This is a genomic window from Pseudoalteromonas aurantia, assembly GCF_005886875.1.
Taxonomy (GTDB): domain Bacteria; phylum Pseudomonadota; class Gammaproteobacteria; order Enterobacterales; family Alteromonadaceae; genus Pseudoalteromonas; species Pseudoalteromonas aurantia_A.
In genome coordinates, this window is sequence record NZ_PNBY01000095.1 from 13,183 (window position 1) to 38,761 (window position 25,579).

A 25,579-nucleotide genomic window follows, 5' to 3' on the forward strand; every position below is an offset into this window, starting at 1 on the left:
TATGTATACTTGGCAACAAGGCGTGTGGCAACAATTACAAGATAGTTTTCAGTTACACCGCTTTCATCATGCACAATTATTTATTGGCTTAGCTGGGGTTGGTAAATTTGATTTAGCTAACCAGCTTGCGAGTACTTTACTCTGTGAGCGGCCAGAGGGTTTTGAACCCTGTAATACATGTAAAACATGTGGATTACTGGCTGCCGGGACACACCCTGATAGGCTGTTAATAAATGCTGAAGCAAATAGCATCGGCGTTGATGCGATTCGCAGTTTAAGTGACTTTGTACATCACTCTGCGCTGCAAGGTGGCAATAAAGTCGTCATAATCAAAGATGCAGAGAAAATGACGCACTCTGCGGCTAACGCGTTGTTAAAAACCCTTGAAGAGCCAAATTTAAATCGATATATCTTATTAACATGTAATGATAAAAGCCAGTTACCTGCAACGGTTCTAAGTCGTTGTGGACAACAAGCCGTCGCAGTAATTGACGGATCTCATGCCCAAGCTTGGTTAGCAGAACAACATATTCCGCTGCATGACTTTGCTTGGGGTCCACAGTTTTATTCTCAGCCCTTAAAGTTAGTGCAGTGGCATCAAGAGGGGCTGTTAGAAAAAATCGAGACGCTGTACTTATTTGCAAGTAACTTAAAAGCAAGTCATAATTTTGCCGAAGTACAAAAGATTTTGACAGAGCATGCCCAGTTGGTCTCTGTATTTTACGTATTTATCAATCAACAGCTTAAATTTAGTTTACAACACGGTTTGGCTTTTAGTGCATATAATGATGCGCAAAAAGCGATGCACCGCTTTATGTTAGATACACAACAGATCCTAGGCTTAAATCAATCATTAGGGTTAGCTAAGCTGATATATACGTTACAAAACGCAATAAAATAGGATGTAACATTGTGCAAGAGTTATTAGTAGATTTTGAAGATTTAGATGAACTGTATCGGTGTTATATGCCCGCTTTAAAGCATGGTGGTTTGTTTGTAAAGACCAATACACGTTATGAACTGGGGCAGCCAGCGAACATGCGCGTAACGCTACCTGATGCATTAGAACATGATTTAGTCTTGGGCAAGGTCGTTTGGATCACCCCTCAGGGTGCACAAAATTCCAATCCACCCGGAGTTGGCATTGGTTTTGTCGAAGATAAAGACCGTGTTAACGACAAAATAATTAAGCTATTAGGCACTATGCTTAACGCCGATAAACCCACCTACACCATGTAAGAGTAGTTATGATTGTAGATTCCCATTGCCATTTAGACAGGCTTGATTTTGACAAGCTAGGACAGGACTTACCTGATATTTTACAAGCTGCAAGAGCAAAGCAGGTTGAGCACTTTTTATGTGTGAGCGTGACGCTTGAACAGTTCCCCAGTATGCTCGACACGATCCTTCCCTATAAAGATATTTCCGCATCATGTGGCGTTCACCCATTAGATCAAAAAGATCAATTAGATAAAGCTTTGTTACGTCAGTTAGCTGGGCACGAACGTGTCGTTGCGGTAGGGGAAACTGGACTCGATTATTATTATTCAAAAGATACTCATCAAGTTCAACAAGATAGTTTTGTTGGCCATATTGAAGTAGCAAACGAGCTAAATAAGCCTCTTATTATTCATACGCGTGATGCACGGGAAGATACGATTGCGTTACTGAAAGCCCATAACGCAGAGCGGTGTGGTGGTGTGCTGCATTGTTTTACCGAGGATTGGACTATGGCGAAAAAAGCCATTGATATGGGGTTTTATATTTCAATTTCGGGTATTGTCACGTTTAAAAATGCAGTTGAATTAAAAGACGTGGTGAAACAGCTTCCGTTAGACCGATTATTAATTGAAACCGACTCTCCTTATTTAGCGCCCGTGCCTTATCGCGGTAAAACAAACCAGCCTGCTTATGTGCAAGATGTCGGTTACTATATTGCTGATTTGAAAGGGCTGACTTTTAATGAGTTGGCAAAAGCGACAACGGATAACTTTTATCAACTATTTAATTTAGCCCCAAAAGTGAATGTCTGATTGTAAAAAAACTCTGCCTATGATGCTACTTGGCCCGATGATCCGTCGAGCCGAGCCTCATCAAGTATGTATCCAACTGGTGACAAGCTGTGCTACTCAGGTCACTTTTTCAGTATCTGGATACGATGTTCACTCGGAACAAACAACGCTTACATTGGGAAAGCACTGTTATCTGCACACTGTAATAGTGACACCTCTACAAGGCGATTTTATAGCAGATCAAGCCTTGGGTTATGGCGTCTACTTTGACGATAAAGCTCAAAGGCTAGATGAATTTTGTTATAGAGGTCTATCATCTCCACAGTTCATAATCCCTAAGCAACTCTCTAAAGTGTTACATGGTTCTTGTAGAAATCCACATCATTCAAGTAAAGACAGCTTGGTTATGGCTGATACCCAGTTAGAGGGGTTCCGGCAAAAAGGTCAAAGTGGCCCAAGCTTATTATTGATGTCGGGTGATCAGATATATGCGGATGACGTGGCAGGTGCGATGTTACTGGCTATTCATCAATTAATAAACAAACTTGGGTTATATAAAGAAACGCTCAATGGCTTAGGCCCGCTTGAAGAGATCCAAAAACAATTATTCAATCGAGAACACCTATTACCAAAAACACCCTGGCAAGCATGTTCTAAGCGCTCTTTACGCTATTGGACAAAAACAGATGATGCACACTTTACGAGTATGCATGCGTGCAACCACCTTATGCACTTTGAAGAGTTTATCGCCTATTATTTGTTGGCATTTAGTCCTGTGGTGTGGACATTGGTTGAAACGGATAAAATTAGTTATGAAGAGGAACACACCGCTAAGCGACGAAAGTTTTACGATGAATGGCGAGTGTTACAGGAGTTTATCACTGGGCTGCCTAATACTCAGCGCTTATTTGCAAACATTTCTACATTAATGATGTTCGATGATCATGATGTAACGGATGATTGGAATTTAACAGCGCAGTGGGAGCAAGCCATTGCCAGTAATTCAGTCAGTAGCCGAATTATTCATAATGGTTTATTGAGCTATTGGTTATTTCAGGGCTTAGGCAATGATGCAATGGTACATTCGAAAACTTTGTTAGCGCCTTTTGAAGAGAGTTTAGTTGAAGGCCAGTGGCTATTTTTAAGTTTAGATAAAGAATTACAACGATTTGGGCGGTGGCATTTTTGTTTGGATACATTCCCTAAAGTCGTCGTATTAGATACGCGCACACATCGTTGGAGAAATGAACAAAACTTTGCAGAGCCCAGTGGTTTGATGGATTGGGAAATGTTAATGGAATTGCAAGAGACCTTAGTTAATCATGAAGCTGTTATCTTAGTATCACCCCCTCCCGTTTTCGGCGTTAAATCAATTGAAGCGATCCAAGCTGCTTTTAATATATGCGGTCAGCCTTTAATGGTTGATGTAGAAAACTGGATGGCCCATGAGGGATCTGCCAAAAAGCTATTAGATATATTTAAGCGTGCAGATACACCGAAGGAAACAATCATTTTGTCAGGAGATGTACATTATTCGTTTTGTTTTTCAGTACAGTCTCGGTTTGGTCGACATCATAATCGAATTTGGCAGTTAACAGCATCAGGTATTAAAAATGAGTTTCCTAAAAAGTTAATTGCTTGCTTAGATAAATTAGATTCTATTTTTTATGGACCGTGGAGCCCGCTTAACTTTTTTACTAAGCGCTGGCAAATGGAGGTCAACAAACATCCATTAGAAGGAGCCACGAATAAACAGCCTTATTTAATCTCTAATAGTGCGATCAGTCTGATCAGTTTAGAGCAAGGGAAGTTAGCACATTATGAGTTGTGGCATGGAGACGGTTCGATTAGCCAGTTTAGTCTAGAGTCGGAATAAAATACCCTATACTTTATAGGCTTTGCTATATTTTATAAATTAGTTCTCGTTTTTTGGCTGTTTATGAAAACTGCTTGGTATTTCGGCTGGCTATTATTTTTAATATGTAAACAAGTATGGGCTGTGCCTCAGTTCACAGATACAGCCCAAGTGATGAGACATTATGACTATCGTACAGGACTAAGCCAAGTCACTGTTACCGCTTTAGCGCAAGATCAGTTTGGCTATATTTGGATTGGTACGCAAGCAGGACTCAATCGCTTTGATGGCCATGAATTCAAGACATTTGTCTCACAACAGCAGGATGTTAACAGTTTAGCGGGTGGCTTTATTACAGCCTTGTGTGTAAGTAATGACAAGGTTTGGGTTGGCACCAGCACAGGGCTGAGCGTTTATCATACAATACATGGGCGATTTACGTCATTGTTATCAAAAGATCAACAGGTGATTAAATCTGATCGTGTAAGCTGGATAGATTGTAGAGGTGAGCATGTCGTTATCTCGACCGAAGACAATATGTCCTACGAAGTTGATAAATCAACTCTCGTTCCACATGCCCTTAATATCGAAGGTAATTATATTCGCAACGTTGTACAGCGTGGTGATAATTATTTTTATTTAAGTGATATGGGTTTTATGGCATATCACAAGCAAGCGAAAACGTCCGTCCAGTTACTTGCCGGTGAATTTAAAAAAATGACCTACCAAGGTCAGCGCGCAATGCTCGTTAGTAAGTCAAATCGGTTGATCAGTTATGACACCTTGTATCAAAGAGTGCTTTGGTCACGTAGCTTCGACACTGTTCAAAATATTACGCTTCACAGTTTAGAAATAAATGGCAATGAAATTCTTGTAGCCAGTGATCATGGGGTCTATTTGTTAGATCTACAGGGAAAGCTGCTGAATCATTGGTATAAAAGAGATAGGCAAACAGCAGGCTTACAAGATAATAATATTTTGACTGTCATGCGGGACAAAAACCACGATCTATGGATAGGAACTGAAACTCGAGGGTTGCACTTCTTCAGTCAGCTCAGTGAGTCGTTTGGTCATGTGAGCGAATATAACTACCCCCATTCGCCAATGAAAACTGCGGATATACGTAATTTCGCAATTGATCGTGAAGATCGTATTTGGTTAGCTACGTCAAATGGCGCGCATGTTTTTGATGGCACGGGGTTTAAACCCGCAAATCATTATTTTTCAGAACTCAAAGTACTCAATGGTAGTTTTATTACACGTATTATTTTTCATGGAGAATGGTTGTGGGCTGCCACGCGGGGTAATGGGGTCGTTTCATTTAATTTGACAACTAAAGAGCTTATTCATTTAAAGCCAGATATTGGCAACGGGCCGGAGCTTAGCTTCAATGATGTTATGCTATTCAATGGGAAAGTACTCATCAGCTCAAGAACAATGGGTGCGATGTACTTCGATGAGCAGAGCAAAACTTTGCAATCTATGTACACACCACAACAGAACCCTCCCAGTCATGTTTCTTCTATGGCGGTAGTTGACGGTAAGCTGTGGTTTGGGTCGATAGGTAATGGTTTGTATCGAGATATGGGAGGGACTCTTGAGCAGCTATCAACGACTGAGGGGCTAGTTTCTGATCTGGTGTTTATGCTTGAACAAGATCAATATGGCAGGGTGTGGGTTGCAAGTGAATCGGGCCTATCACTTGTGTCTAAAGAGTTTGAGATTGAACAAGTCTTTACGCAGCAAAATGGATTGGCAAATAATGCGATATGGGGCTTAGTATTTGATAACTTAAACCATTTATGGGTTGGGAGTAGTGGTGGGTTGAGCCAAATCAACACCAGTAACTTGAGTATTCATAATTTCTCCCCCGTTGATGGCGTACAAGGCAACGAGTTTAACTATAACGCCGCATGGCTTGCACCCGATGGACGTATTTTTATTGGGGGAGCGATGGGGTTCAATCAGTTTTACCCACAAAAACTGAGAGTAGACAACTCTGCAAGTCCCTTACTTGTAAGTCACATTGAGCTATTAGGTAAAAGCTTAGAGCCAAGTGAAACAGGGTTATTGAAAACAGCACCAGAGCTGGCAAAAAGCATAGAGTTACGCTATGACCAAGATATTATTTCTTTGCAATATTCCAGCTTAGAGTATGGCTCAGAGCAGCAGCAATTTTATTATCGTGTTATTGGGCTCAGTGACAAATGGTTGAAACTTGCTAAAGGAGTGAGACAAGTTAACCTACTTCGTTTGGCACCAGGACATTATACTGTAGAGTCTTATACGATAAATCGGTTTAATGTTCAGTCCCCTATACACCATTTTTCTCTTATAATTAATTCGCCGTGGTGGTGGAATATATATGCAAAATCTGTTTATGTATTGGCGCTACTCGCATTAATTTTAATCACTGTAATAATTAGACAAAAGCGATATCGTCAAGTGGTTGCTGATAACTTAAAAATGAGTGAATTACGCCAACGTTTAGAGTTATCGCTTTGGGCCAGTGGTGATGAATTGTGGGATTGGCATTTAAACAAGAAAGCGATATATCGACATAGCGTTTCGCCCAGAGTGGATTATGGTAAGGCTGAAAGTCATATGGAACTAGATGACTTTATTCAGTTTGTGCACCCCAAAGACAATATCTTACTCGAAGACAAAGTAGAAGCATGCATTCGAGGCAATGTTGAAAGTTATGAAATTGCCATACGCGTTAAAGATTTAAGTGGTAAGTGGACATGGGTGCTCGATAGAGGAAAAGTGGTCGATAGAGATGAAAATGGACAAGCAATTAGGATCGCAGGGGCACTAAAAGATATTGCGCAGCTTAAAGAGCACGAGAATGCTTTGCAAATGCTTAATGAGCAGCTAGAGATTAAAGTTGAGATGCGTACTAACGAGTTATATACCAAGAATCAAACTCTTGAACATGCGATGCTCACTCTGAAGCAAACTCAGCAAGAGCTTATTGAAAGTGAAAAAATGGCGTCGTTAGGCGGGTTAGTTGCGGGGGTTGCTCATGAGATAAATACACCTTTGGGTGTTGCTTTAACTGCGATGACGTATAACCAAGAAAGCTTGCAAAGCGTTGAGAAAAAACTGGCAGATAGAACGCTAATACAAAGTGACTTAACAAAAGCCATAGAGGAGCAAACAGAAGGCTATCAGTTGATCCTGAGAAATTTAGATAGAGCGCAAAATCTGATTGGTAACTTTAAGCAAGTTGCAGTTGATCAGTCGAGTGAAACATCGCGACAGATCAACTTGAAAACATATATTAAAGATGTATTTAATTCTCTGGCTCCATTAATAAAGGGGAAAAATATTACCGTAAGTGTAACGGGGAGCGATACAGTGTTACTAACAACATATCCCGGTGCGATTTATCAGATCCTCACCAATTTATTAAATAATTCTGTCTTACATGGATTCGAACAACAAGGCAAAGGAGAGGTTTTGGTGACCATTGCGCTTGATGATACGAGCTGGTACGTTAACTATACCGATGATGGTGTTGGTATGAGTGAAGAGATGTTGAAAACCGTATTTGATCCATTTGTCACTTCCAAACGCAGTCAGGGTGGATGTGGCTTAGGGATGCACATTGTGTACAATTTGGTCACACAGTTATTAAAAGGAGAAATAAAGTGCTTTTCTGAGCAAGGTAATGGGATTGCAGTAAAACTCAAAGTGCCGATTGAAGAGGTAAACAGTCCAGACCAATAAGATAGAGAAATGGCCTATTATAAGACCATTTCTATTATTATTGTTTACATGGCACGCATGCCCGGCTCTGAACCATTGTCTGGGTTAAGAATATATATTTCTTTTCCACCAGGTCCAGCTGCTAAGACCATGCCTTCAGACATACCAAAGCGCATCTTACGCGGTTTAAGATTAGCAACCATGACAGTAAGCTTCCCCTCGATGTCTTCTGGCGCATAGGCAGATTTAATACCTGCAAACACTTGGCGTGTTTCACCTCCTAAATCAAGTGTCAGCTTGAGCAGCTTATCAGCCCCTTCTACATGCTCCGCTTTGGCTATTTTTGCAACACGTAAATCGACCTTAGCAAAGTCATTGAACTCTATTTCGTCTGCGATAGGCTCTTTTGCTAGTGGGCTATTTGGATCAATTTTTGGTTCAGTTGTCGCTGCTAAGCTTTCTTTAGATTCTTCAAGCATGACATTTACTTTATCCATATCAACACGCTGCATTAGGGCCTTGAACTTATTGATTGAGTGGCTTGTTAGTAAAGTTTGGGCACTCTCCCATGTAAGCTCAGTATTTAAAAACTGTTCTACATTACTTGCCATCGCCGGTAACACTGGTTTTAAATACGTCATCAGTATCTTGAATAGGTTTAAGCCTAATGAACATACTTGATGTGCTTGCTCATGCGTTTCTTCATTCTTAATTAACACCCATGGTGCTTGTGCATCGATGAATTGGTTTGCTTTATCAGCAAGTGCCATGATCTCGCGAATGGCACGACTATATTCACGTTGCTCATAATAGTCAGCTATCACACTTGAAGCAGCTTGGAATTCAGCAATCAGTTCAGGCTCAAGTACATTTGCGCTTGTTTTTCCATCAAATTTTTTGGTAACAAAACCAGCACAACGTGATGCGATATTAACTACTTTACCGACCAGATCTGAATTTACACGTTGTGCAAAGTCTTCTAAATTTAAATCTAAATCAGTGATCCCGCCATTAAGCTTTGCGGCAAAGTAGTAACGCAAGAATTCCGGATCTAAATGCTCTAAATAGGTACGGGCTTTAATAAATGTGCCCTTTGATTTTGACATTTTAGCACCGTTGACCGTCACGAAACCGTGTGCAAATACATTCGTTGGTTTACGGAACTCCGCACCATCTAACATGGCTGGCCAGAATAAACTGTGGAAATAAATAATATCTTTACCAATGAAGTGGTAAAGTTCCGCATCAGAGCTTTCACCCCAAAAAGTATCAAAATCCAAGCCTTTTTTATCGCACAGGTTTTTGAAGCTGGCCATATAGCCAATCGGTGCATCTAACCAAACATAAAAGTATTTACCCGGCGCACCAGGGATCTCAAAACCAAAGTAAGGTGCATCTCGGCTAATATCCCATTGCTGAAGACCATCAGCAAACCATTCATCTAGCTTATTAGCCATTTCTGTTTGAATACTGCCGGAATGAAGCCATTCTTTGAGCATCCCTTCGAATGCTGGTAAATCAAAGAAGAAGTGCTCAGAGTCTTTTAAGATGGGCGTCGCACCTGACATTACGGAACGTGGCTCTTTGAGCTCCGTTGGGCTATAGGTTGCACCACACGCATCGCAGCTGTCTCCATTTTGATCCACTGCATCGCAGGTTGGGCATGTGCCTGTTACAAAACGATCTGGTAAAAATATATTCTTTTCAGGATCGAACAGCTGAGAGATGGTGCGCTTTTTAATATGTCCCTTTGCATTTAGGCGGTTATATATTAGCGCACTGAGTTCTTTATTTTCTTCACTGTGGGTGCTGTGGTAGTTATCAAACTCAATATTAAAATCCGCAAAATCACGTTGGCGTTCGATGCTTACATTTTTCACCATTTCTTCAGGTGTAATGCCCTGTTTTTGTGCGTTGAGCATAATTGGCGTGCCATGCGCGTCATCTGCACAGACATAATATGTTTCATGACCACGTAGTTTTTGAAAGCGTGACCAAATATCTGTCTGGATATATTCAAGCATGTGCCCTAAATGAGTCGGGCCATTGGCATAAGGTAGAGCACTGGTGATGAGAATTTTTCTCTTAGTCATAACGGTTCCGTGAATTCTGAGCGGTTCTGTTTAAGAAACAGCCAACCCTCTAAGTTTTAGTTTACAATTGCCACTTTGTGCTCGTGTAAAGCATCAATAGACTGGTGTTAATGGGTTGAATGTTACATAATTCCGAGGTCTTTTTCATCACTCGAGTACGTTTTATTTCTATGTTTGGTATTAATAAGCTATTTAAAAAAAATAATTCAGACAGAACTCGGTTATACGAAGTATTAGAAGCTTATAAAAGCGGCGTATTTCCTGTAGGAATAGAGCGAGAGTGGGTTGAAAATTATACTCAATGTCACGATGGAATTACCCTGGCTCTGCAGATACCATTTGCTGTGAAAAGCGTAAATTCATGTTTGACAGATTATCTCACTAAACAGTTGGGTCAATCAGTAAAACTGACGATTGACGTAAAATTGCCAGACGTACATAAGTATAAAGCAGTTAAACATATTTTATTAGTAGCTTCCGGCAAAGGTGGGGTTGGAAAGTCGACTACCGCAGCGTTTTTAGCGCAAGCACTGTCTGCAGAAGGTGGGCGAGTAGGTATACTTGATGCTGATATATACGGTCCGTCTATTCCGACTATTTTTGGTGTGCGGGATGCAAAACCAACGTCAAAAGATAATAAAACGCTTAACCCCATTATAAAAGATGAGATTAGCATTCAATCGATAGGCTTTTTAGTGCCTGCTGAAAATGCAACCGTATGGCGAGGACCAATGGCTTCGCAAGCATTAAATCAGTTGTTGAATGAAACCGAGTGGGGGGAGCTCGATTACCTTATTGTGGACATGCCTCCAGGTACGGGAGATATCCAACTGACTATGACACAAAAAGTGCCTGCAAGTGGCGCATTGATCGTGACTACTCCACAAGATTTAGCGTTAGCCGATGCACAAAAAGGCATTGCGATGTTCAATCAAGTTAACTTACCTACTTTAGGTCTAATTGAGAATATGAGCCATTTTTTATGTGGCCATTGTGGAGAGAAAAACCATATTTTTGGTCAGCACGGCGGTGCTGATCTAGCAAGTCGCCATGGTGTTCCTTTGATAGCAGAAGTGCCTTTAGATATTAATATCCGAGAGACATCAGAGCAGGGCGAAAATATTTTAACGGCGTCAACAGAGCAAGCAGCTAACTATGTTGCTTGTGCACAACTTGTTGGCAGCATATTGCATTATCAAACACAATCCACCTCAACGGTCGATATAGTGATAACGGATGACTAATCAATGAGATTATCAGATACCCATATAAAACAAGCGATAGAAGAGCAACGGATCATTATTGAGCCAAAACCAGAAGAGGGGATGATCTCTGGGATCACGTTAGATTTACGCTTAGGTAATAAATTTAGAGTATTTCAAGATCATGCAGCCCCTTACGTTGATTTAAGTGGGCCAAAAGATCAACTAAATGCTGCAATGGAATCGATTATGAGCGATGAAATTGTCTTGGACGAGAATGAAGCATTTTTTTTACATCCAGGACAACTTGCGTTAGCGATAACTTATGAGTCTGTGACGCTCCCAGCAGATCTTGTGGGGTGGTTAGATGGGCGCTCATCGTTAGCAAGATTAGGCTTAATGGTGCACGTAACAGCTCACCGTATTGATCCGGGTTGGTCTGGTAATATTGTACTTGAATTTTATAATTCTGGTAAATTGCCTCTTGCACTTAGACCCAATATGAAGATAGGTGCGCTCAGTTTTGAAACGATGAGCTGTGAGGCACAAACCCCCTATAACACAAGGAAAGATGCTAAATATAAAGGGCAAAATAGTGCTGTAGCGAGTCGAATTAGCGACGATAAACAGTAAGGCTATATGCTGGACTTTTAATTAGATAAATGACTTACGCAGCGCCTAGCAACCGTTGCGATAAACACTCATAAAAGCCAAGCACTGAATAATTTCAAGGTGTGCAACGCTGACCTTTGATGAAATCTACATGAACCTTAAATCTGTATCTTGAGCCCCTAATATATGAATATTTTTATTTGAGACTGGCAATACTGAATAAAGTTTACATACTTTAATATTGATTGAACGAGACGAACTGTCTCGACATCAAGGAGAGAGTATGTGGGGATGTGACAAAGCTTTAAAGGTGCTGTATGCATTGCTTATGATGGTCGTTGTGTGTTCAAGTGCGAATGCATCACAGGTATTTAACGATTTAAGCAATGAAATGACCATTAACGAGATAATCAATGGTCATGGCCAGTTTGAAAACATTGAGCAAGACGGTGCTGTTGCGTCAAAAGCGGTGTCTACGTGGGTAAAATTTAATATTCCTGCAGAACCCAAAGCAATCCGCGAATCGTTCTTCACTATTTATAAGCCTGTTGAAACCGCACTTGATATGTATGTTGTCGAATTGGGCCAAATCATTGCTGCTGTTAATTTACCGACAGACAATGCAGTACTACCGCGATTACAAAGTATTTACCCTCATATTAAATATAAAACGTCCGCGTTCCCTCAACAGGTTTATGTTCGATTTCAAGCGCCTTTCAATGCTCGGATTAATTATCAAGTACAGTCTATTCATGACTTTGCTGAACACTCTCAATCGAGGCTTTTTTGGTATGGCCTAGAACTTGGCTTGTTGTACTTTGTGGCGTTTTTTATTTTGTCGGTTGCGGTATTTAGTGGTCGTCATTATTTTCTGTACTTGGGCACATATTTACTGCTGTTAGCATTACAGTGCAGTGCTAACAATGGCAGTATTTATTATTATTTACCAAAAAAGGCCGCCCAGTGGTTCACTCATCATTGTAGTATGCTGCTGGTCGCGGGGCTTGCAGCTTGTTTACTTTTTCATTTCACCTTTTTTAAAATCAATAAGAATGCAAAACAGCTGACATATCCTACGCTTATTTTGGCTGGTTTACTCATTTTTATGGGGTTATTGTCTATTGGAATTGGCTCGCCAATTGCGGTGCAAGTCCAGGCGTTGAGCGTACTAACGACGATAGGGCTAGGTATCGCCATGTATGCACAATTGGGTAAAGAACATGCAACAGAGGCTCGAGTATTGTTGTTCGCTTGGCTGCCTATGTTTGTTTTAGCCTTTACATGGGTGAGTATGCAATTAGGTATATTTGTGAACAGTGCTTTAGTGAATATGAGTCAAATTGCTGTGATCTCACATGTTAGTTTACTTGGGTTGGTTATTTACCTAAGAGATAAGCAACAAAGAGATGCGTTTGTTTTTTACACTAATCATGATAAAGACACGGGGCTTCCTAATCGTTTGGCACTTAATCAGCAATTAATCAAACTTGTATCAAGTCATCAGCACCACACATTATTGTTATTTAAACCATTGGTATTAAACAGTATCCGATTAAATTATGGAATGGATTATGCCGACCGACATTTGAATAGTCTGTTTGAAAAGCTAAATTTACAACTAGATACGTATGGTAATTCTACCATCAGCACTAAGCACAGTGACAAGCATACTGATATTTATCGGCTAGATGACTCGGTGTTTGCGGTAATTTTGGTGGGAAAACTGTCGTTGTCGCAAGTAGAGCAATATGTATGTTTACTCTCTTCGGTGTTTGAAGAAGGTGTCGAGTTAAAGGGTCATCAGCTGGTTGATAAAATAGAAATTGGTGTTGCTCATTCACCTGTACATGCAAAAAGTGCGGAGAAATTAATACAGCGAGCCATGCTGGCATTAGCGACAAAGTGCTCAAGCAGTGAGCGGTGGCAGCTTTTTGATGTTGCTAACTCAATGGTGTCTGAGCGCAGGCTTAAAGTCACTTCTGCATTGAAAACCGCGTTAGATAAGGGCGAATTTTCACTGTATATGCAGCCCCAAGTTAATTTATCGACTGGCAAGGTGCATGGGGCAGAGGGGTTATTAAGGTGGGAGCACCCCGAGTTAGGCCAAGTGCCACCAGATGAGTTTATACCTATTGCAGAGTCATCAGGAATGATTTATTCAGTGACAGAATGGGTGATTGAGCAGGGACTACATTATCAAAAACAAATAGTAGAGTTGTACCCAAACCATATTTTATCACTCAATATTTCTGGAAAAGACTTAGCGAAGCGAGAGTTAACGGTGCAGCTGATCACACTCATCAACGAATTTAATTTGAATCCACGTCAAATTATATTGGAGATCACAGAATCGGTGACAATTGGTAAAGAAGCTAATTTAAAAGAGGTCGTAGATGATTATAGACGGATTGGCATTAAAGTAGCGATTGATGATTTTGGTACAGGTTATTCGTCTTTGGCATATTTAAGCCAGTTAGGGTTTGATGAGCTGAAAATTGACAAGCAATTTGTGATGGATATCGAAAGCTCTCGAACTAATCAAACCATTTGTAAAGCGACTTGTGATATGGCACATAGCTTAGGATCTAAAGTAGTGGCGGAAGGGATTGAAAGTCTAGCAAGTTATACCCGTTTGCAGGGGTTTGGCTGTGATTTTGGACAAGGTTATTTTATTTCTCGTCCACTGGGGTTTGATGAATATCTAGTATGGCTAAATAAGGCTACCCGCGCTGATGATGTAAAGCATCACCTAATACGTTAAAGTACTTAAATACATGCTGAGAGAGTTGAGGGCGAAGTAACGAGCAAGGAAACCCTCCTGCTTTTTCTAGATCACTATTAATGACACCACTAACTAAGAACTCGTTCCGTATATCGGCATAATATGCGATGCATGCTTCGAATGCTCGGGCAGTCAGCTCTTCAGGTTTACTGAAATAGAGCTGTTTGTATTCTTTGTCTAGCTTAACAGCGTTATTAAAGTAAGCACTGGGCTTGGTGGTGGTGGAGTCTAATAAACATGCTTTATAAAACTCACTGAGTATGGTGTTTAATGGATGTGATTTAGCTTGTATATTGCTTAACCAGTAGCTCGATGCAAATCCGTGAGCTGAAGGTGACGTGAACATGTGCTTACAAATATAGTGGTCAAATGCATGCCACCATTCGTGTGCGATGGCGCCTGCACCAGCATTTTTAGCCAGTGCTAAAGTGCGAGACGCACTATTATAATGTGCTTGAACGCCAAGTTGACCGCCGGTGCCAAAAGAAAAGTTGAGAGTACCTCTTAAGCCAATAGCCTTTGGTGGAATGTTAAGAATTTGCGCCAAATCGGCAAGTGCATCATAGACTAAATTAGCACTGAGGAATCGCTCAGTTTTAGTGACCCAATGACCGATAGAAATGGTACAAAAACCAAATGTATTACGGACTTCATCGAAATCAACCTGATCACCAAATCGATAATCAGGGCCGTAGCGACGAAACCCTTTGTTCAGGCGTGTCACTTTCATCTTTGGTATCTTGCCTTAACATGTTCAGGCATAAATTTTGTTTGTTCTTCTATCATGCCGTCTAATAGTGATAGTAAAGGCTGTGAATCTATCTGTTCTTGATGGGTTAGAAAAAGCCCTACGGCTTCAAGGGTGGACAAGCTATATATTTGCTCAGCCTTACGAATGGTATATTTATTTTGAGGGATATCTTTAAAGCTTACGGCAAAGAGTGTTTTTAGCCATGTATTAAGTGCTAAAATTTTATTGGTTTTTTTCCATGTCCCATCAATAACCAGCAAGGTTTCTATAATATGCTCTGAGTTTGATAAGGTATCTGTTGTCACCGCATGTTCTGATGGATACAGCAATGCACAGGTTGCTAAATTAAGCTGTAACTGTAGTGGCATAAAATCTTGTTGTGACTCACCCACAAAGACTTCTATATTTGATAATTGCAGAGTCAATAGCCGCACTGTATTTTTTGCTAATACTGTTTCATCAGGATGTTGCAAAATGATGATTCTAGTTCTATTTTTGATCGGTTCTTGAAGGTATTTACAAACACATGTTGTGAGTGGGTATTTACAGTTAGAGCATAGTGAACGTTTCATGAGTTACTCGTTGATAAAACCTAGGTAAATAATACCATATATTGCGAATTGTTTTGCTAATAGTTACTGAATTGACTAGCATAACAAGTAGTAAACAAGACGAAGGGATTGTTATGAATGTAACTATTAATGAAGACGCCTTAGAAGGTATGCAATCACTTTTGGGTGATCAGTTTGAAGATACGCTGACCTTTTGTTGTGATGAGTTTGAACGACTCGAAAATGAACTGAGAATGGCATTGACGTCAAATGACCAAGACGCAATACGTCATGCGCATAGTCTAAAATCAAACGCAGCACAATTTGGTGCTATGAGTTTGAGTAATGCGGCGCGTGCGATTGAGCAAGGTTTGATAAATGAAGACATTCAAGCTGTACAAGATAATGTGGCGCGTCTCTCTGCACAAGTTGCAGGCTCAAAAGCGCAATTATTACAATGGCTCTCTTCTAAAGCTTTTCTGTAGCTAAGCCACAAATAAACCTACCAAAAAGTGCAAGCTCCCTCTGGTTATTTGAATGCCTTTTAGGATATTCTAAAACCGAATGAGGGAGAACTTAATGTCTAAACTAACAAAAAGCAATAAATTAAATGGGGTGTACTACGATATTCGTGGGCCGGTACTTGATCAAGCAAAAAAAATGGAAGATGAAGGGTTAAAAGTCTTAAAACTTAACATAGGTAATCCAGCTGTATTTGGCTTTGATATGCCTGAAGACATGCACCGTGATATTATTCGCAACCTGCATGCAGCACAAGGTTATTGTGATTCCAAAGGGTTATATTCAGCGCGAGTCGCTATTTACCAGCATTACCAACAAAAAAACTTACCGAATATTAATGTTGATAATATCTACATTGGCAACGGAGTGAGTGAGCTCATTCAAATGACTACTCAAGCGCTGCTTGATAGCGGTGATGAAGTGTTAATTCCCGCACCAGATTACCCACTTTGGACAGCATCAGTTAAATTGGCTGGAGGGACACCTGTACACTACTTATGCGATGAGGAGCAAGATTGGTTTCCTGATTTGGAAGACATTCGCGCTAAAGTGACCTCTCGCACTAAGGCGTTGGTTTTGATTAACCCGAATAACCCAACGGGCGCAGTTTATGATAAAGCGTTGCTTCAAGGGCTCATTGATATCGCGCGCGAGCATAACCTGTTATTACTGAGTGATGAAATTTATGAGAAGATCATTTATGACGACATAGAGCATACGTCAATAGCTGCATTGTGTGATGACTTACCCGTGATCACATTTAACGGGTTAGCTAAGTCATATCGCGCAGCTGGGCTGCGTATGGGCTGGATGATCTTAAGTGGTAAAATCAGTGCCATGAGTGATCTTATTACAGGTTTTAACATGTTAGCTTCCATGCGATTGTGTGCGAACGTGCCCGCTCAGTTTGCAATTCAGCAAGCGCTTGGGGGAATACAATCAATTGATAACTTGATTTTGCCCGGTGGCCGGCTTTACGAGCAACGCAATATTGCAACAGAAGGCCTTAATGCGATTGATGGTATTACTTGTGTAAAGCCCAAAGGTGCGCTTTATGCTTTTCCAAAAATAGATTTAGCGAAGTTTAACGTAACCAATGATGAGCAAATGATGCTTGATTTATTGCGCGAAGAGAAAATCATGTTGGTACCAGGACGGGCCTTTAATTGGCCGAAGCCAGATCACTTTAGATTGGTCTTCTTACCTCATAAAGATGAACTTGAACCTGCAATGCATAGAATTAAATATTTCTTTGATGGTTATCGACAGTCATAGTTGGATCCTACGGGTGATATTGCTAATGATTTACTTTGGAAGGTAAATTTTTTAGGTAAATCATTGCATAGAGGCTCCTTCAAATGTGATAAATATTTTATGAATCACGGTGTGAACAAATATATTAGTCTTTATTTTTATATAAAAAAAGACTTGATATGAAACACGATTGATATGAACGTAGCCCTTTCCTAATAGGCATCATATTATGCAGTATTTGATACTGGTATGTGCACTTGTATGCTCTGCTTTAAACTCACTATTTACATGATATGTGATCAACACTCTATTACTCGATGAGTATACATATACCATACTGAGGTTGGCTCGTGATGCTATTATGCATGCTGTTATCTTAATCGTACCAGGGAAAGCGTTAGGAAACTGTCTGACTATGGTAGCTATCACTTTACTCATGTACCTCGTTGGTTTTAGCCTTGCCTATACAGTATTAGATGCTGGATTTGGCGCTTTAATATTGTTTACATCAGTAACCTTAACAATGGTGGTTAGGGGACTGCTTCTCGGCCAGCGATTATCGGATGTCCAGTGGGGCATTAGTTGTGGTTTTGTTAAGTTTGAGTGTTCTATTAAGCCCCGTTTTATCAGACATAAGTTGGCCTGCTGTCGTGGCTATGATGATCAGTGGGTTAGGGTGGGAGCATATAGTTTACATGGTGCAAAGCTCAGAGAGAGGCCGAGGAGCAACGCAAAGTACCGCAGGTAGCCATATCAAATGTAGCTTGTTTGTGCCAATAAAACTTCTGTTTACACTGTCCATGATTTTTACTTGGTACAGTGCTGGCTTAGCCATAATATGTGGTGCAATGACTTCTGGCTTAGGTTATGTTATGTGCTATCAAAGCTTAATATGGCTAAAAGCCGATACAGCGGCAACATTACAACTGACAGTGCCAATTATTACGTTGTTCCTCGGCTTTATTTTGCTAAGTGAATCAATTAGTCTAACTCAAGCTGTGTGTAGCAGTAATTTTAGTTTAGGTAGGTGTGAATTTAAAACAAAATCGAACCTAATTGCCATGTTTAGGGTAAAGATATATTGCGTATGTAACGTGCATGCAGGTCTGATAAATTAGCCAAGATAGTGTCTTTACCAGCGACCTCAAATTGACTTATTGCATTGCTTAGATTATCGATATTTTGCGCGTCGTTAAGGTGTTTTGCAGTGTTGATGTGACTAATATGCCATGGTTCAGCGGCCACTCCACCATTGTATTGTGCATAAGGTCGATAAAAGCCACATGATGCTAAGTTTTCATCTAGCCAGTTATTGAACTGATAAAAGGGCCCACCAGATTGGTACTCCCAAGGCTCTAATTGTAGTTTCTGGCCCGGTTTTAAAAAGTTACCTGCGTATACATCGAGATCTGTGCCAAAGTGGTGTCGACTTCCGCCTGGTAATGCTGAAAACAGCATAATTGCATGACACTTATCAAGCTCGTTGAGCTGTGATAAATCAATCGGTTTATTTAGCTTGTCTAAGACAGCGCGCTCTCCCTGAAATTTTCCGTTCCAAATACGCATTTGACGCTCGAAATCTCTATAGGCTGATGCAATAGATAACTCAAAACCTGCATTCATCGCGTTAGTTTTGAGTTTATCAAAGTCACTAACAATGTCTTTATGTAACCAAGTACCTTGGTAGTCATACAAGTGGGTTTGTATTAACCCACAGGCGATATTGGCTAAATCCGTATCAAAAGTTTGCTGATGCATTATGTCAGTAGTTTTTCCAAGATTCGTTCATAAATTAATGCGAGCTTATCGAGATCGTCTGTGCTTACACATTCGTCCATTTGGTGGATGGTGGCATTAAGTGGGCCAAGCTCTATAACTTTACAGCCCGTTTGTGCAATAAATCGCCCATCAGATGTGCCACCAGATGTTTCAGGGGTACTTTGAATACCTGTTACTTCTTTTATAGCGTCAAGAGTGACATCAAGTAGAGGCCCTGGTTCTGTTAAAAATGGTAAGCCGTTTACTATCCACTCAATATCGTATTCTAGAGCAAAGTTGCTTAATAAGTTATGAACTCGGCTTTTCAGCTCATCAGCCGTGACCTGTGTACTGAAGCGAAAGTTAAACTGTACGTATACGTCGCCGGGAACAACGTTGCCAGCACCTGTACCGCCAGCAATATTTGACACCTGTAAGCTGGTCGCTGGAAAGTAGTCATTACCATTGTCCCAAACGGTTTCAGTCAAAGCACTTATAAAGGGGGCGACTTTATGAATTGGGTTAGTGGCTAGGTGGGGGTACGCAACATGGCCTTGTTTTCCTTTGACCGTTAAGTGTGCTGTTAAAGAACCTCTGCGACCGTTTTTAACCACGTCTCCTAATACATTTCGGGATGATGGTTCACCCACCAAGCACATATCAATTTTTTCACCGCGAGCTTCGAGTAAATCAACCACTTTGGTTGTGCCGTTGATAAAGGGACCTTCTTCATCTGAAGTGATCAAATATGAAATAGACCCTTTATGATCAGGATGCTTTTGGACAAAGCGCTCGGTCGCGATAACCATGGCTGCAAGCGAGCCCTTCATGTCTGCAGCACCGCGCCCATGCAGCATGCCATTTTCAATAGTGCCTGAGAATGGAGGGTATTGCCATGCGGCTTCATCCCCCACAGGGACCACATCAGTATGCCCTGCAAAACAGAAGTGTGGCTGGCTATGGCCTTTACGTGCCCAGGTATTGAGCGTATCAACAAAGAAGTGTTTTTCAATGTTAAAGCCAAGCTTTTGTAGTCGTTGGTTCATTAGCGACTGGCAGTTTGCATCTTCTGGTGTGACCGATTGACGCTGTATTAACGCTTGAGCAAGTGCAATAACAGGGCTAACGTTTGCGTCATTCATAAGGTAAAAATCTCGTCATATTGTGCAGCCTTAAATCCTAAATAATAGCTGTCTTGGTGTATCACGATTGGCCGTTTGATCATTGCTGGTGCATCGAGTAAATATTGTTTTGCAGAACTTTCATTTAAAGTGCTTTTTTGTTCATCTGTGAGTGCTCGGTATGTTGTGCCACGTTTGTTTAGAACGTTTTCCCACCCAAGTTGTACAAAGAACTGATCAATAAGGTCTGCAGAAATACCGTCTTTTCTGTAGTCATGGAAAGTAAACTCGATGTTTTTATCATTAAGGTATTTTTTGGCTTTTTTTATAGTGTCGCAGTTTGGAATACCGTACATGATGGTCATAAACAGGCCTTATTCATAAAATTATTCAGATTTAGTAAGTGTTACGAGCGGATCTTGTCCTGCACTTACTTGTTTTAATGGATAATAACATGGTCCCAGTTTTTCTGCATTGATGAGTATTACCGATCCAATTGCTGGGGTAACAGAGGCGGGAATGTCAAAATACGCAAGCAACTCACCTTGTTGTATGGTGGTTTTACCAAAGGCATTAAAGGTTTGATATTGGGGGGCAGAATACTCAGGAGGAATACGTATATTCACCAGTATTTTAAGGCCATTTTGCGCTGAGATGATGAATTCGGTGCCATGCTGTTTTATTTGTTCTATTGTGCCATGGACAGGTGAAACGATTTTAAAGTTGCTCAATTGTACGCAAATTCCTCGGCCTAACATCCCTTGCGAAAATAAAGGGTCGGGGTGACTGCTGAGGGGAGTGACTTTACCGCTAAATGGACTCGCTAAATGCAGTAAAGGTTGGTCAATTGAGTTAATCGGCGCATAAGATATAACAGGGGAAAATTGCATCTTTAAAGTACCATATAGCCATCTTTTTTGAGCGCTTGAATTGCCACATCTATTTGTTGTTCTTTAACTAAGATAAAGTCGGTGTCGTAAGTCGACATGGCGAATATAGAAATATTAGCATTAGCAAGCACGCCAGAAATATCGGCCATGATCCCAGTAAGTGAGAAACCCAAAGGGCCGATGACTTCTAAGGCACGCCAATGTTTTTCCGCAGCAAAACTATTCACTTTGATTTTGCTTGGGCAGACGATCGAGAGTTCTTCATCTGTTTTTGCGATAAAAAATATCTCCGCATTTAATACATCCGCCGGAATCGTGTCATCACAGTCTAGGCTGTGAATGGTGAAGTCTTGATTGAGCAATTGTAAGGTTTGCTTTGACATCCCGTGAGCTCTATAAACACTAATTAAGTTAATAGTATAGCCAAGCGCAAAAAATTAAAACCTTTTTAACGTTTGGCTAATCTAGACTTACGCTTGAGGGACTGATTCTATAATTTGCTGGGCTTGGATAGCCGTTAGCGCAATAGTATAAACAATATCATCTACTAAGGCTCCGCGACTTAAGTCGTTCACAGGTTTACGCATGCCTTGTAACATAGGACCAATACTGATCAGATCTGCGCTTCGCTGTACGGCTTTATAAGTGGTATTACCGGTATTTAAGTCAGGGAACACAAATACGGTCGCTTTACCGGCCACTTTACTGTTTGGGGCTTTCTTTTGCGCAACATTTTCCATAATTGCTGCATCATATTGAAGTGGTCCATCGATGTCTAAATCAGGACGCTTTTGCTGAGCAAGCTCAGTGGCTTGGCGTACTTTTTCAACATCGGCACCATGTCCTGACGTGCCGGTGCTGTAACTAATCATTGCAACTCGTGGTTCAATACCAAATGCTGCGGCTGAGTCTGCTGATTGAATTGCGATGTCAGCAAGTTGCTCAGCTGTCGGATCTGGATTAATAGCACAGTCCCCATAAACCAGTACCTGATCTGGCAATAGCATAAAGAATACTGAACTGACAAGTGATGAGCCTGGTGCTGTTTTTATTAGCTGTAGGGGAGGGCGTATGGTGTTTGCTGTTGTGTTGACCGCGCCAGAAACCAACCCATCCACTTGAGACTGCGCTAACATCATGGTGCCAAGTACCACATTGTCTTGCAATTGCTCTTCGGCCACAACTTCTGTTAAACCTTTGTTTTTCCTAAGTTCAACCATTGGCGCAATATAATTCTCAATTTCTTGATGAGGTTCAAGAATGGTCACATTCTCATTCAGTTCAACCCCTTGCTGCAATGCAATACGTTCTATCTCTTCGCGTTCACCTAATAAAACCGTTTTAGCTATGCCACGTTCACCACATATTGCCGCTGCTTTGATTGTTCTGGGCTCGTTACCTTCAGGCAGTACAATGGTTTTATTCGCTTTTCTTGCCAAGTCAGTCAGTAGGTATCTAAATGCTGGTGGTGATAATTTACGTGTTTTTGCGACCCCTTGAGCTAAACTATCTAACCAGTCTGAATCTATATGATTGGCGTTGTGTTGCTTCACTTTATCAATGCGCTGTTCATCATCACTGGGTACTTCCATATTAAAATTATGCAGTAGCAAAGAGGTACGCCATGTATCAGCTTCAGTTGCAAGAATGGGCAAACCCGTTGCCATTGCTTGTTCGCATAGACTCATGATCCGTGGCTCTGGCTTAAAGCCACCAGTGAGTAAAATCGCGCCGAGTTTTGTGCCATTCATTGCTGATAAACATGCAGCGACTAAAATGTCTGAACGGTCACCAGGTGTAACAAGCAGTGCACCTGGGGTAAAGTGGTTAAGAATATTTGATACTGTTCTAGCGCAGAAGGTCACACGACGTAGGCGTCGATGTGCCATATCGCCTTCATTCATTACTTCGGCGTTGAGGTAATTACTTAAATCAATGACTCGAGGGGCAACGAGATCAAAATCCCAAGGGATCGTCGCCAGTAATTTGAACGGATGCTTACGAAAAATAGGCAATGAAGCTAAACGGTTAATTTCGTTCTCAAGTTCTTCAGGCTTATGTTGATCAACAAGATCAGCACGTGCACGTCCTTCTTCATCAAGCGGTGCATTTACTTTGTTAAAAATACAGCCCAATACACGACTATGGTCGACTCCGCCGTAGTTTCCAGACGCAATTTCTAACCTATCTTCTAATTGACTGTTATTGTCGTTACCTGGGGTGAGAACAAACACAATATCCGCCCCGAGCGTTTGTGCTATTTCACGGTTTACTCGCCCAGCATAGGGTTGCAGTCGGGTAGGCACCATCCCTTCAATAATGGCAACTTCATCGTCATTTATTGCGCTTTCAAAACGTTCGACGATTTCTTCAAGTAAATCGTCGCCTTTACCGTCACCAATCATTTGTTCTGCGTAGCTGAGTGCAAATGGTGTGGGTGGTTGTATAGTCGACCCCTGTTGCACAATAACGGTGGACTTTTCAGGGCCTTCATCTTCTTTACGTGGTTGTGCAATCGGCTTAAAAAAATTAACTTTAACGGCTTTTTGTTCCAGTGCACGCACTAAACCTACAGATATAGAGGTTAACCCTACGCCTGTAGAGATAGGGATCAGCATAATACGACGGCCCATATTATTGCTCCTGTGCGATGGTGGCTGCGTCAGACGCAATTACCCATTCTTCATTTGTTGGGATCACAATAGCGCATGGCGTGTTTTGGCTGGTAATAATGCCTTGATTGCCAAATCGAGCCGCAAGGTTTTTATCTTTATCAATGCTCAGGTTCATAAATTCGAGCATAGAAACGACTTTTGCACGGATCACATCTGAGTTTTCGCCTATTCCACCAGTGAAAATTAGCGCGTCTAAACCGCCAAGAGGCACAATAAATGCCGCGATTTGTTTGGCCAATCGGTAACAGAAAATATCTAGCGCTAATGTTGCTTGCACATGGCCCTCATCGGCGGCTTCTTCTATCGTACGACAGTCGTTTGATAACTCGCTAATACCTAGCAAACCACTTTGCTTATTGAGTAGTTCATCAACGTTTTGTGAAGAATAATTAAGTTGATTGACTAAGAATGAAAATAAACCAGGATCGACATCACCACTGCGAGTTCCCATAACGAGTCCTTCAAGTGGGGTAAGGCCCATACTCGTATCGACTGACTGACCATTTTTGATGGCTGTTACTGAGCACCCATTGCCTAAATGTGCACTAATAATGCGAGAGTTATTTTCAGGCAGTGCTAAGAGTTTGTGTGCTTGAGTCGATACATAATAGTGGCTAGTACCATGAAAGCCATAACGTCTCACGCCGTGTTCAGTATATAATGCATGAGGAATAGCGTATAAAAAAGCTTGCTTGTCCATCGTTTGGTGGAAGGCGGTATCAAATACAGCAACTTGTGGCAGATGCGAAAATGCTTTTTTCGCCGCTTCAATGCCAAGTAAGTTTACAGGATTATGAAGCGGTGCTAGGGCACTGGTTTGTTTGATGGCATCAATCACGTTATCATTGATGAGAACCGATTTGGTGAAATGCTCACCGCCATGCACTACTCGGTGGCCAACCGCAATCAGGTGGGTATCCAATTTTAGTTGCTTCACGAGCTCAACAAGTTTTTCGATAGCGACTTGGTGAGCATCACCCGAGCTTAAGTCAATGTTGTGTTTGGCGCCATTGTATTTATATTTTATAAGTGGAGCTTGCTCTGCAAGACGCTCAGCTAAACCCGACAGGGCTTCAGCGCCAGAGTTAATATCGATAATGGCAAACTTTAGGCTAGAGCTACCACAGTTTAGGACCAGAACATGCGAAGATGACATAATGACTTTCCGTTTTTGACAAGAACAGTAAACGCGTATTAAGCTTATAGTGAAGTTGCACTAAAGCTACACGTTAGACCAAGGTATAATTGACTTAATTAAGACAGTGATTTTACCTGAATATTTACCTAAAAGTTAGCACCTAGGAGCCATGATGCAAAAAAGTCTTATTTCACAAGTGCAGCTTGGACGCCAATATGCCAAAGAATGGCCTATGCGAAAAGAACTCGCCCCAATGTTTGCCGAGTTTAGAGTGATCAAAGCCACAGAGTTTGGCCTGACTGTTATGCCGATGTTGGCCATTTTTACTGTGTTTTTTCAGACCAGTCAGTTAGGTATGGAATATTTACCACAAGCAATAGCAATTGCTTTATTCTTTTTATCTCTGCCAGTTCAAGGGCTTTTATGGCTAGGAAAGCGCGCAGATACGTCGTTAAACCCGTCTTTGAATTCTTGGTATAACGATCTGTACCATAAAATGGTTGCTAATGGGTATGATATGCCGCTGGCGTCTAGGAAGCCGAAGTATAGACAATTGGCAAAATTGCTCACTGACATGTTTAACAAAATGGATAAAGCTTTCACCAAAGAGCAGTTTTAGGCGAAGATTGATCTAATAGGCTGTTTTAATAGC

General features: G+C 41.1%; 22 protein-coding genes. 12 read left to right on the forward strand and 10 right to left on the reverse strand.

Features of this window, described 5'->3' with window-relative positions; translation table 11 throughout:
- The first annotated feature begins 1 nt into the window (after nucleotide 1).
- From holB to CWC18_RS17485, 5 genes are all read left to right on the forward strand, one after another.
- Entirely contained in the window at nucleotides 2-901 is a 900-nt protein-coding gene (gene holB / locus CWC18_RS17465; RefSeq protein WP_138592067.1) for a DNA polymerase III subunit delta', read from the forward strand.
- A gap of 11 nt (nucleotides 902-912) precedes the next feature.
- Entirely contained in the window at nucleotides 913-1,239 is a 327-nt protein-coding gene (locus tag CWC18_RS17470) for a PilZ domain-containing protein (protein ID WP_138592066.1), read from the forward strand.
- An 8-nt stretch (nucleotides 1,240-1,247) separates the two neighbouring features.
- On the forward strand, nucleotides 1,248-2,033 hold the full coding sequence (locus CWC18_RS17475) for a TatD family hydrolase (protein WP_138592065.1): 786 nt from the start codon (nucleotides 1,248-1,250) through the stop codon (nucleotides 2,031-2,033).
- Complete coding sequence (locus CWC18_RS17480) at nucleotides 2,026-3,888, forward strand: alkaline phosphatase D family protein (protein WP_138592064.1); 1,863 nt, start codon at nucleotides 2,026-2,028, stop codon at nucleotides 3,886-3,888. The genes CWC18_RS17475 and CWC18_RS17480 overlap by 8 nt, the downstream gene beginning before the upstream one ends.
- Nucleotides 3,889-3,951: 63 nt before the next feature.
- Complete coding sequence (locus tag CWC18_RS17485) at nucleotides 3,952-7,599, forward strand: sensor histidine kinase (protein WP_138592063.1); 3,648 nt, start codon at nucleotides 3,952-3,954, stop codon at nucleotides 7,597-7,599.
- Between the two features lie 44 nt (nucleotides 7,600-7,643).
- Here the strand turns inward: CWC18_RS17485 and metG are convergent, their stop codons facing one another.
- The gene (gene metG, locus CWC18_RS17490; protein ID WP_138592062.1) at nucleotides 7,644-9,671 is read right to left on the reverse strand and encodes a methionine--tRNA ligase; all 2,028 of its coding nucleotides are present in this window, start codon (nucleotides 9,669-9,671) and stop codon (nucleotides 7,644-7,646) included.
- A gap of 170 nt (nucleotides 9,672-9,841) precedes the next feature.
- On the opposite strand from metG, the gene CWC18_RS17495 reads away from it, so the two are divergent.
- From CWC18_RS17495 to CWC18_RS17505, 3 genes are all read left to right on the forward strand, one after another.
- Complete coding sequence (locus tag CWC18_RS17495) at nucleotides 9,842-10,915, forward strand: Mrp/NBP35 family ATP-binding protein (protein WP_138592082.1); 1,074 nt, start codon at nucleotides 9,842-9,844, stop codon at nucleotides 10,913-10,915.
- A 3-nt stretch (nucleotides 10,916-10,918) separates the two neighbouring features.
- The gene (gene dcd / locus CWC18_RS17500) at nucleotides 10,919-11,506 is read left to right on the forward strand and encodes a dCTP deaminase (protein WP_138592061.1); all 588 of its coding nucleotides are present in this window, start codon (nucleotides 10,919-10,921) and stop codon (nucleotides 11,504-11,506) included.
- Between the two features lie 262 nt (nucleotides 11,507-11,768).
- A complete protein-coding gene (locus tag CWC18_RS17505) occupies nucleotides 11,769-14,246 on the forward strand; it encodes a putative bifunctional diguanylate cyclase/phosphodiesterase (RefSeq protein WP_138675795.1) in 2,478 nt (825 codons plus the stop codon).
- On the opposite strand, the gene CWC18_RS17510 is transcribed toward CWC18_RS17505, so the two are convergent.
- Together CWC18_RS17510 and CWC18_RS17515 are read right to left on the reverse strand one after the other, a co-directional pair.
- Entirely contained in the window at nucleotides 14,206-14,997 is a 792-nt protein-coding gene (locus tag CWC18_RS17510) for a CLCA_X family protein (RefSeq protein WP_138592059.1), read from the reverse strand. The genes CWC18_RS17505 and CWC18_RS17510 overlap by 41 nt on opposite strands.
- Nucleotides 14,994-15,590, reverse strand: a complete 597-nt coding sequence (locus CWC18_RS17515; protein WP_138592058.1) for a tRNA-uridine aminocarboxypropyltransferase — start codon at nucleotides 15,588-15,590, stop codon at nucleotides 14,994-14,996. Before CWC18_RS17515 ends, CWC18_RS17510 begins: the two co-directional genes overlap by 4 nt.
- 113 nt (nucleotides 15,591-15,703) lie before the next feature.
- On the opposite strand from CWC18_RS17515, the gene CWC18_RS17520 reads away from it, so the two are divergent.
- The 3 genes from CWC18_RS17520 to CWC18_RS22000 all read left to right on the forward strand — a co-directional run bounded on the left by CWC18_RS17520 (nucleotide 15,704) and on the right by CWC18_RS22000 (nucleotide 18,463).
- Entirely contained in the window at nucleotides 15,704-16,054 is a 351-nt protein-coding gene (locus CWC18_RS17520) for an Hpt domain-containing protein (protein WP_138592057.1), read from the forward strand.
- A 94-nt stretch (nucleotides 16,055-16,148) separates the two neighbouring features.
- Nucleotides 16,149-17,366, forward strand: coding sequence for a pyridoxal phosphate-dependent aminotransferase (locus CWC18_RS17525; protein ID WP_138592056.1), 1,218 nt, complete (start codon nucleotides 16,149-16,151; stop codon nucleotides 17,364-17,366).
- 674 nt (nucleotides 17,367-18,040) lie between these two features.
- A complete protein-coding gene (locus CWC18_RS22000; RefSeq protein ID WP_434063443.1) occupies nucleotides 18,041-18,463 on the forward strand; it encodes an EamA family transporter in 423 nt (140 codons plus the stop codon).
- Here CWC18_RS22000 and CWC18_RS17535 read toward each other — a convergent pair.
- The 7 genes from CWC18_RS17535 to CWC18_RS17565 form a co-directional block, all read right to left on the reverse strand.
- The gene (locus tag CWC18_RS17535) at nucleotides 18,411-19,103 is read right to left on the reverse strand and encodes a M15 family metallopeptidase (RefSeq protein WP_138592054.1); all 693 of its coding nucleotides are present in this window, start codon (nucleotides 19,101-19,103) and stop codon (nucleotides 18,411-18,413) included. The two genes, CWC18_RS22000 and CWC18_RS17535, sit on opposite strands and share 53 nt — an antisense overlap.
- Nucleotides 19,103-20,245: a succinyl-diaminopimelate desuccinylase gene (gene dapE / locus CWC18_RS17540; protein WP_138592053.1), complete on the reverse strand. Its 1,143-nt coding sequence runs from the start codon at nucleotides 20,243-20,245 to the stop codon at nucleotides 19,103-19,105. The genes CWC18_RS17535 and dapE overlap by 1 nt, the downstream gene beginning before the upstream one ends.
- Complete coding sequence (locus tag CWC18_RS17545; RefSeq protein ID WP_138592052.1) at nucleotides 20,242-20,589, reverse strand: ArsC family reductase; 348 nt, start codon at nucleotides 20,587-20,589, stop codon at nucleotides 20,242-20,244. The genes dapE and CWC18_RS17545 overlap by 4 nt, the downstream gene beginning before the upstream one ends.
- A gap of 21 nt (nucleotides 20,590-20,610) precedes the next feature.
- Nucleotides 20,611-21,114: a PTS glucose transporter subunit IIA gene (locus CWC18_RS17550; RefSeq protein ID WP_138592051.1), complete on the reverse strand. Its 504-nt coding sequence runs from the start codon at nucleotides 21,112-21,114 to the stop codon at nucleotides 20,611-20,613.
- Between the two features lie 2 nt (nucleotides 21,115-21,116).
- Nucleotides 21,117-21,497, reverse strand: a complete 381-nt coding sequence (locus tag CWC18_RS17555; protein ID WP_138592050.1) for an ACT domain-containing protein — start codon at nucleotides 21,495-21,497, stop codon at nucleotides 21,117-21,119.
- A gap of 87 nt (nucleotides 21,498-21,584) precedes the next feature.
- Complete coding sequence (gene pta / locus CWC18_RS17560; protein WP_138675796.1) at nucleotides 21,585-23,747, reverse strand: phosphate acetyltransferase; 2,163 nt, start codon at nucleotides 23,745-23,747, stop codon at nucleotides 21,585-21,587.
- Nucleotide 23,748: 1 nt separating this feature from the next.
- The gene (locus tag CWC18_RS17565) at nucleotides 23,749-24,945 is read right to left on the reverse strand and encodes an acetate kinase (protein WP_138675797.1); all 1,197 of its coding nucleotides are present in this window, start codon (nucleotides 24,943-24,945) and stop codon (nucleotides 23,749-23,751) included.
- Between the two features lie 154 nt (nucleotides 24,946-25,099).
- On the opposite strand from CWC18_RS17565, the gene yfbV reads away from it, so the two are divergent.
- Nucleotides 25,100-25,546 (forward strand): terminus macrodomain insulation protein YfbV, encoded by a 447-nt coding sequence (gene yfbV / locus CWC18_RS17570; protein ID WP_138592081.1) that lies wholly within the window; start codon nucleotides 25,100-25,102, stop codon nucleotides 25,544-25,546.
- The last annotated feature ends 33 nt before the right edge of the window (nucleotides 25,547-25,579 follow it).

Coding starts and splice junctions, on each gene's coding strand:
- holB (WP_138592067.1), top strand. CDS start 2: ATGTATACTTGGCAACAAGGCGTGTGGCAACAATTACAAGATAGTTTT.
- CWC18_RS17475 (WP_138592065.1), top strand. CDS start 1,248: ATGATTGTAGATTCCCATTGCCATTTAGACAGGCTTGATTTTGACAAG.
- CWC18_RS17480 (WP_138592064.1), top strand. CDS start 2,026: ATGTCTGATTGTAAAAAAACTCTGCCTATGATGCTACTTGGCCCGATG.
- CWC18_RS17485 (WP_138592063.1), top strand. CDS start 3,952: ATGAAAACTGCTTGGTATTTCGGCTGGCTATTATTTTTAATATGTAAA.
- metG (WP_138592062.1), bottom strand. CDS start 9,671: ATGACTAAGAGAAAAATTCTCATCACCAGTGCTCTACCTTATGCCAAT.
- CWC18_RS17495 (WP_138592082.1), top strand. CDS start 9,842: ATGTTTGGTATTAATAAGCTATTTAAAAAAAATAATTCAGACAGAACT.
- dcd (WP_138592061.1), top strand. CDS start 10,919: ATGAGATTATCAGATACCCATATAAAACAAGCGATAGAAGAGCAACGG.
- CWC18_RS17505 (WP_138675795.1), top strand. CDS start 11,769: ATGTGGGGATGTGACAAAGCTTTAAAGGTGCTGTATGCATTGCTTATG.
- CWC18_RS17510 (WP_138592059.1), bottom strand. CDS start 14,997: ATGAAAGTGACACGCCTGAACAAAGGGTTTCGTCGCTACGGCCCTGAT.
- CWC18_RS17515 (WP_138592058.1), bottom strand. CDS start 15,590: ATGAAACGTTCACTATGCTCTAACTGTAAATACCCACTCACAACATGT.
- CWC18_RS17520 (WP_138592057.1), top strand. CDS start 15,704: ATGAATGTAACTATTAATGAAGACGCCTTAGAAGGTATGCAATCACTT.
- CWC18_RS17525 (WP_138592056.1), top strand. CDS start 16,149: ATGTCTAAACTAACAAAAAGCAATAAATTAAATGGGGTGTACTACGAT.
- CWC18_RS22000 (WP_434063443.1), top strand. CDS start 18,041: ATGGTGCAAAGCTCAGAGAGAGGCCGAGGAGCAACGCAAAGTACCGCA.
- CWC18_RS17535 (WP_138592054.1), bottom strand. CDS start 19,103: ATGCATCAGCAAACTTTTGATACGGATTTAGCCAATATCGCCTGTGGG.
- dapE (WP_138592053.1), bottom strand. CDS start 20,245: ATGAATGACGCAAACGTTAGCCCTGTTATTGCACTTGCTCAAGCGTTA.
- CWC18_RS17545 (WP_138592052.1), bottom strand. CDS start 20,589: ATGACCATCATGTACGGTATTCCAAACTGCGACACTATAAAAAAAGCC.
- CWC18_RS17550 (WP_138592051.1), bottom strand. CDS start 21,114: ATGCAATTTTCCCCTGTTATATCTTATGCGCCGATTAACTCAATTGAC.
- CWC18_RS17555 (WP_138592050.1), bottom strand. CDS start 21,497: ATGTCAAAGCAAACCTTACAATTGCTCAATCAAGACTTCACCATTCAC.
- pta (WP_138675796.1), bottom strand. CDS start 23,747: ATGGGCCGTCGTATTATGCTGATCCCTATCTCTACAGGCGTAGGGTTA.
- CWC18_RS17565 (WP_138675797.1), bottom strand. CDS start 24,945: ATGTCATCTTCGCATGTTCTGGTCCTAAACTGTGGTAGCTCTAGCCTA.
- yfbV (WP_138592081.1), top strand. CDS start 25,100: ATGCAAAAAAGTCTTATTTCACAAGTGCAGCTTGGACGCCAATATGCC.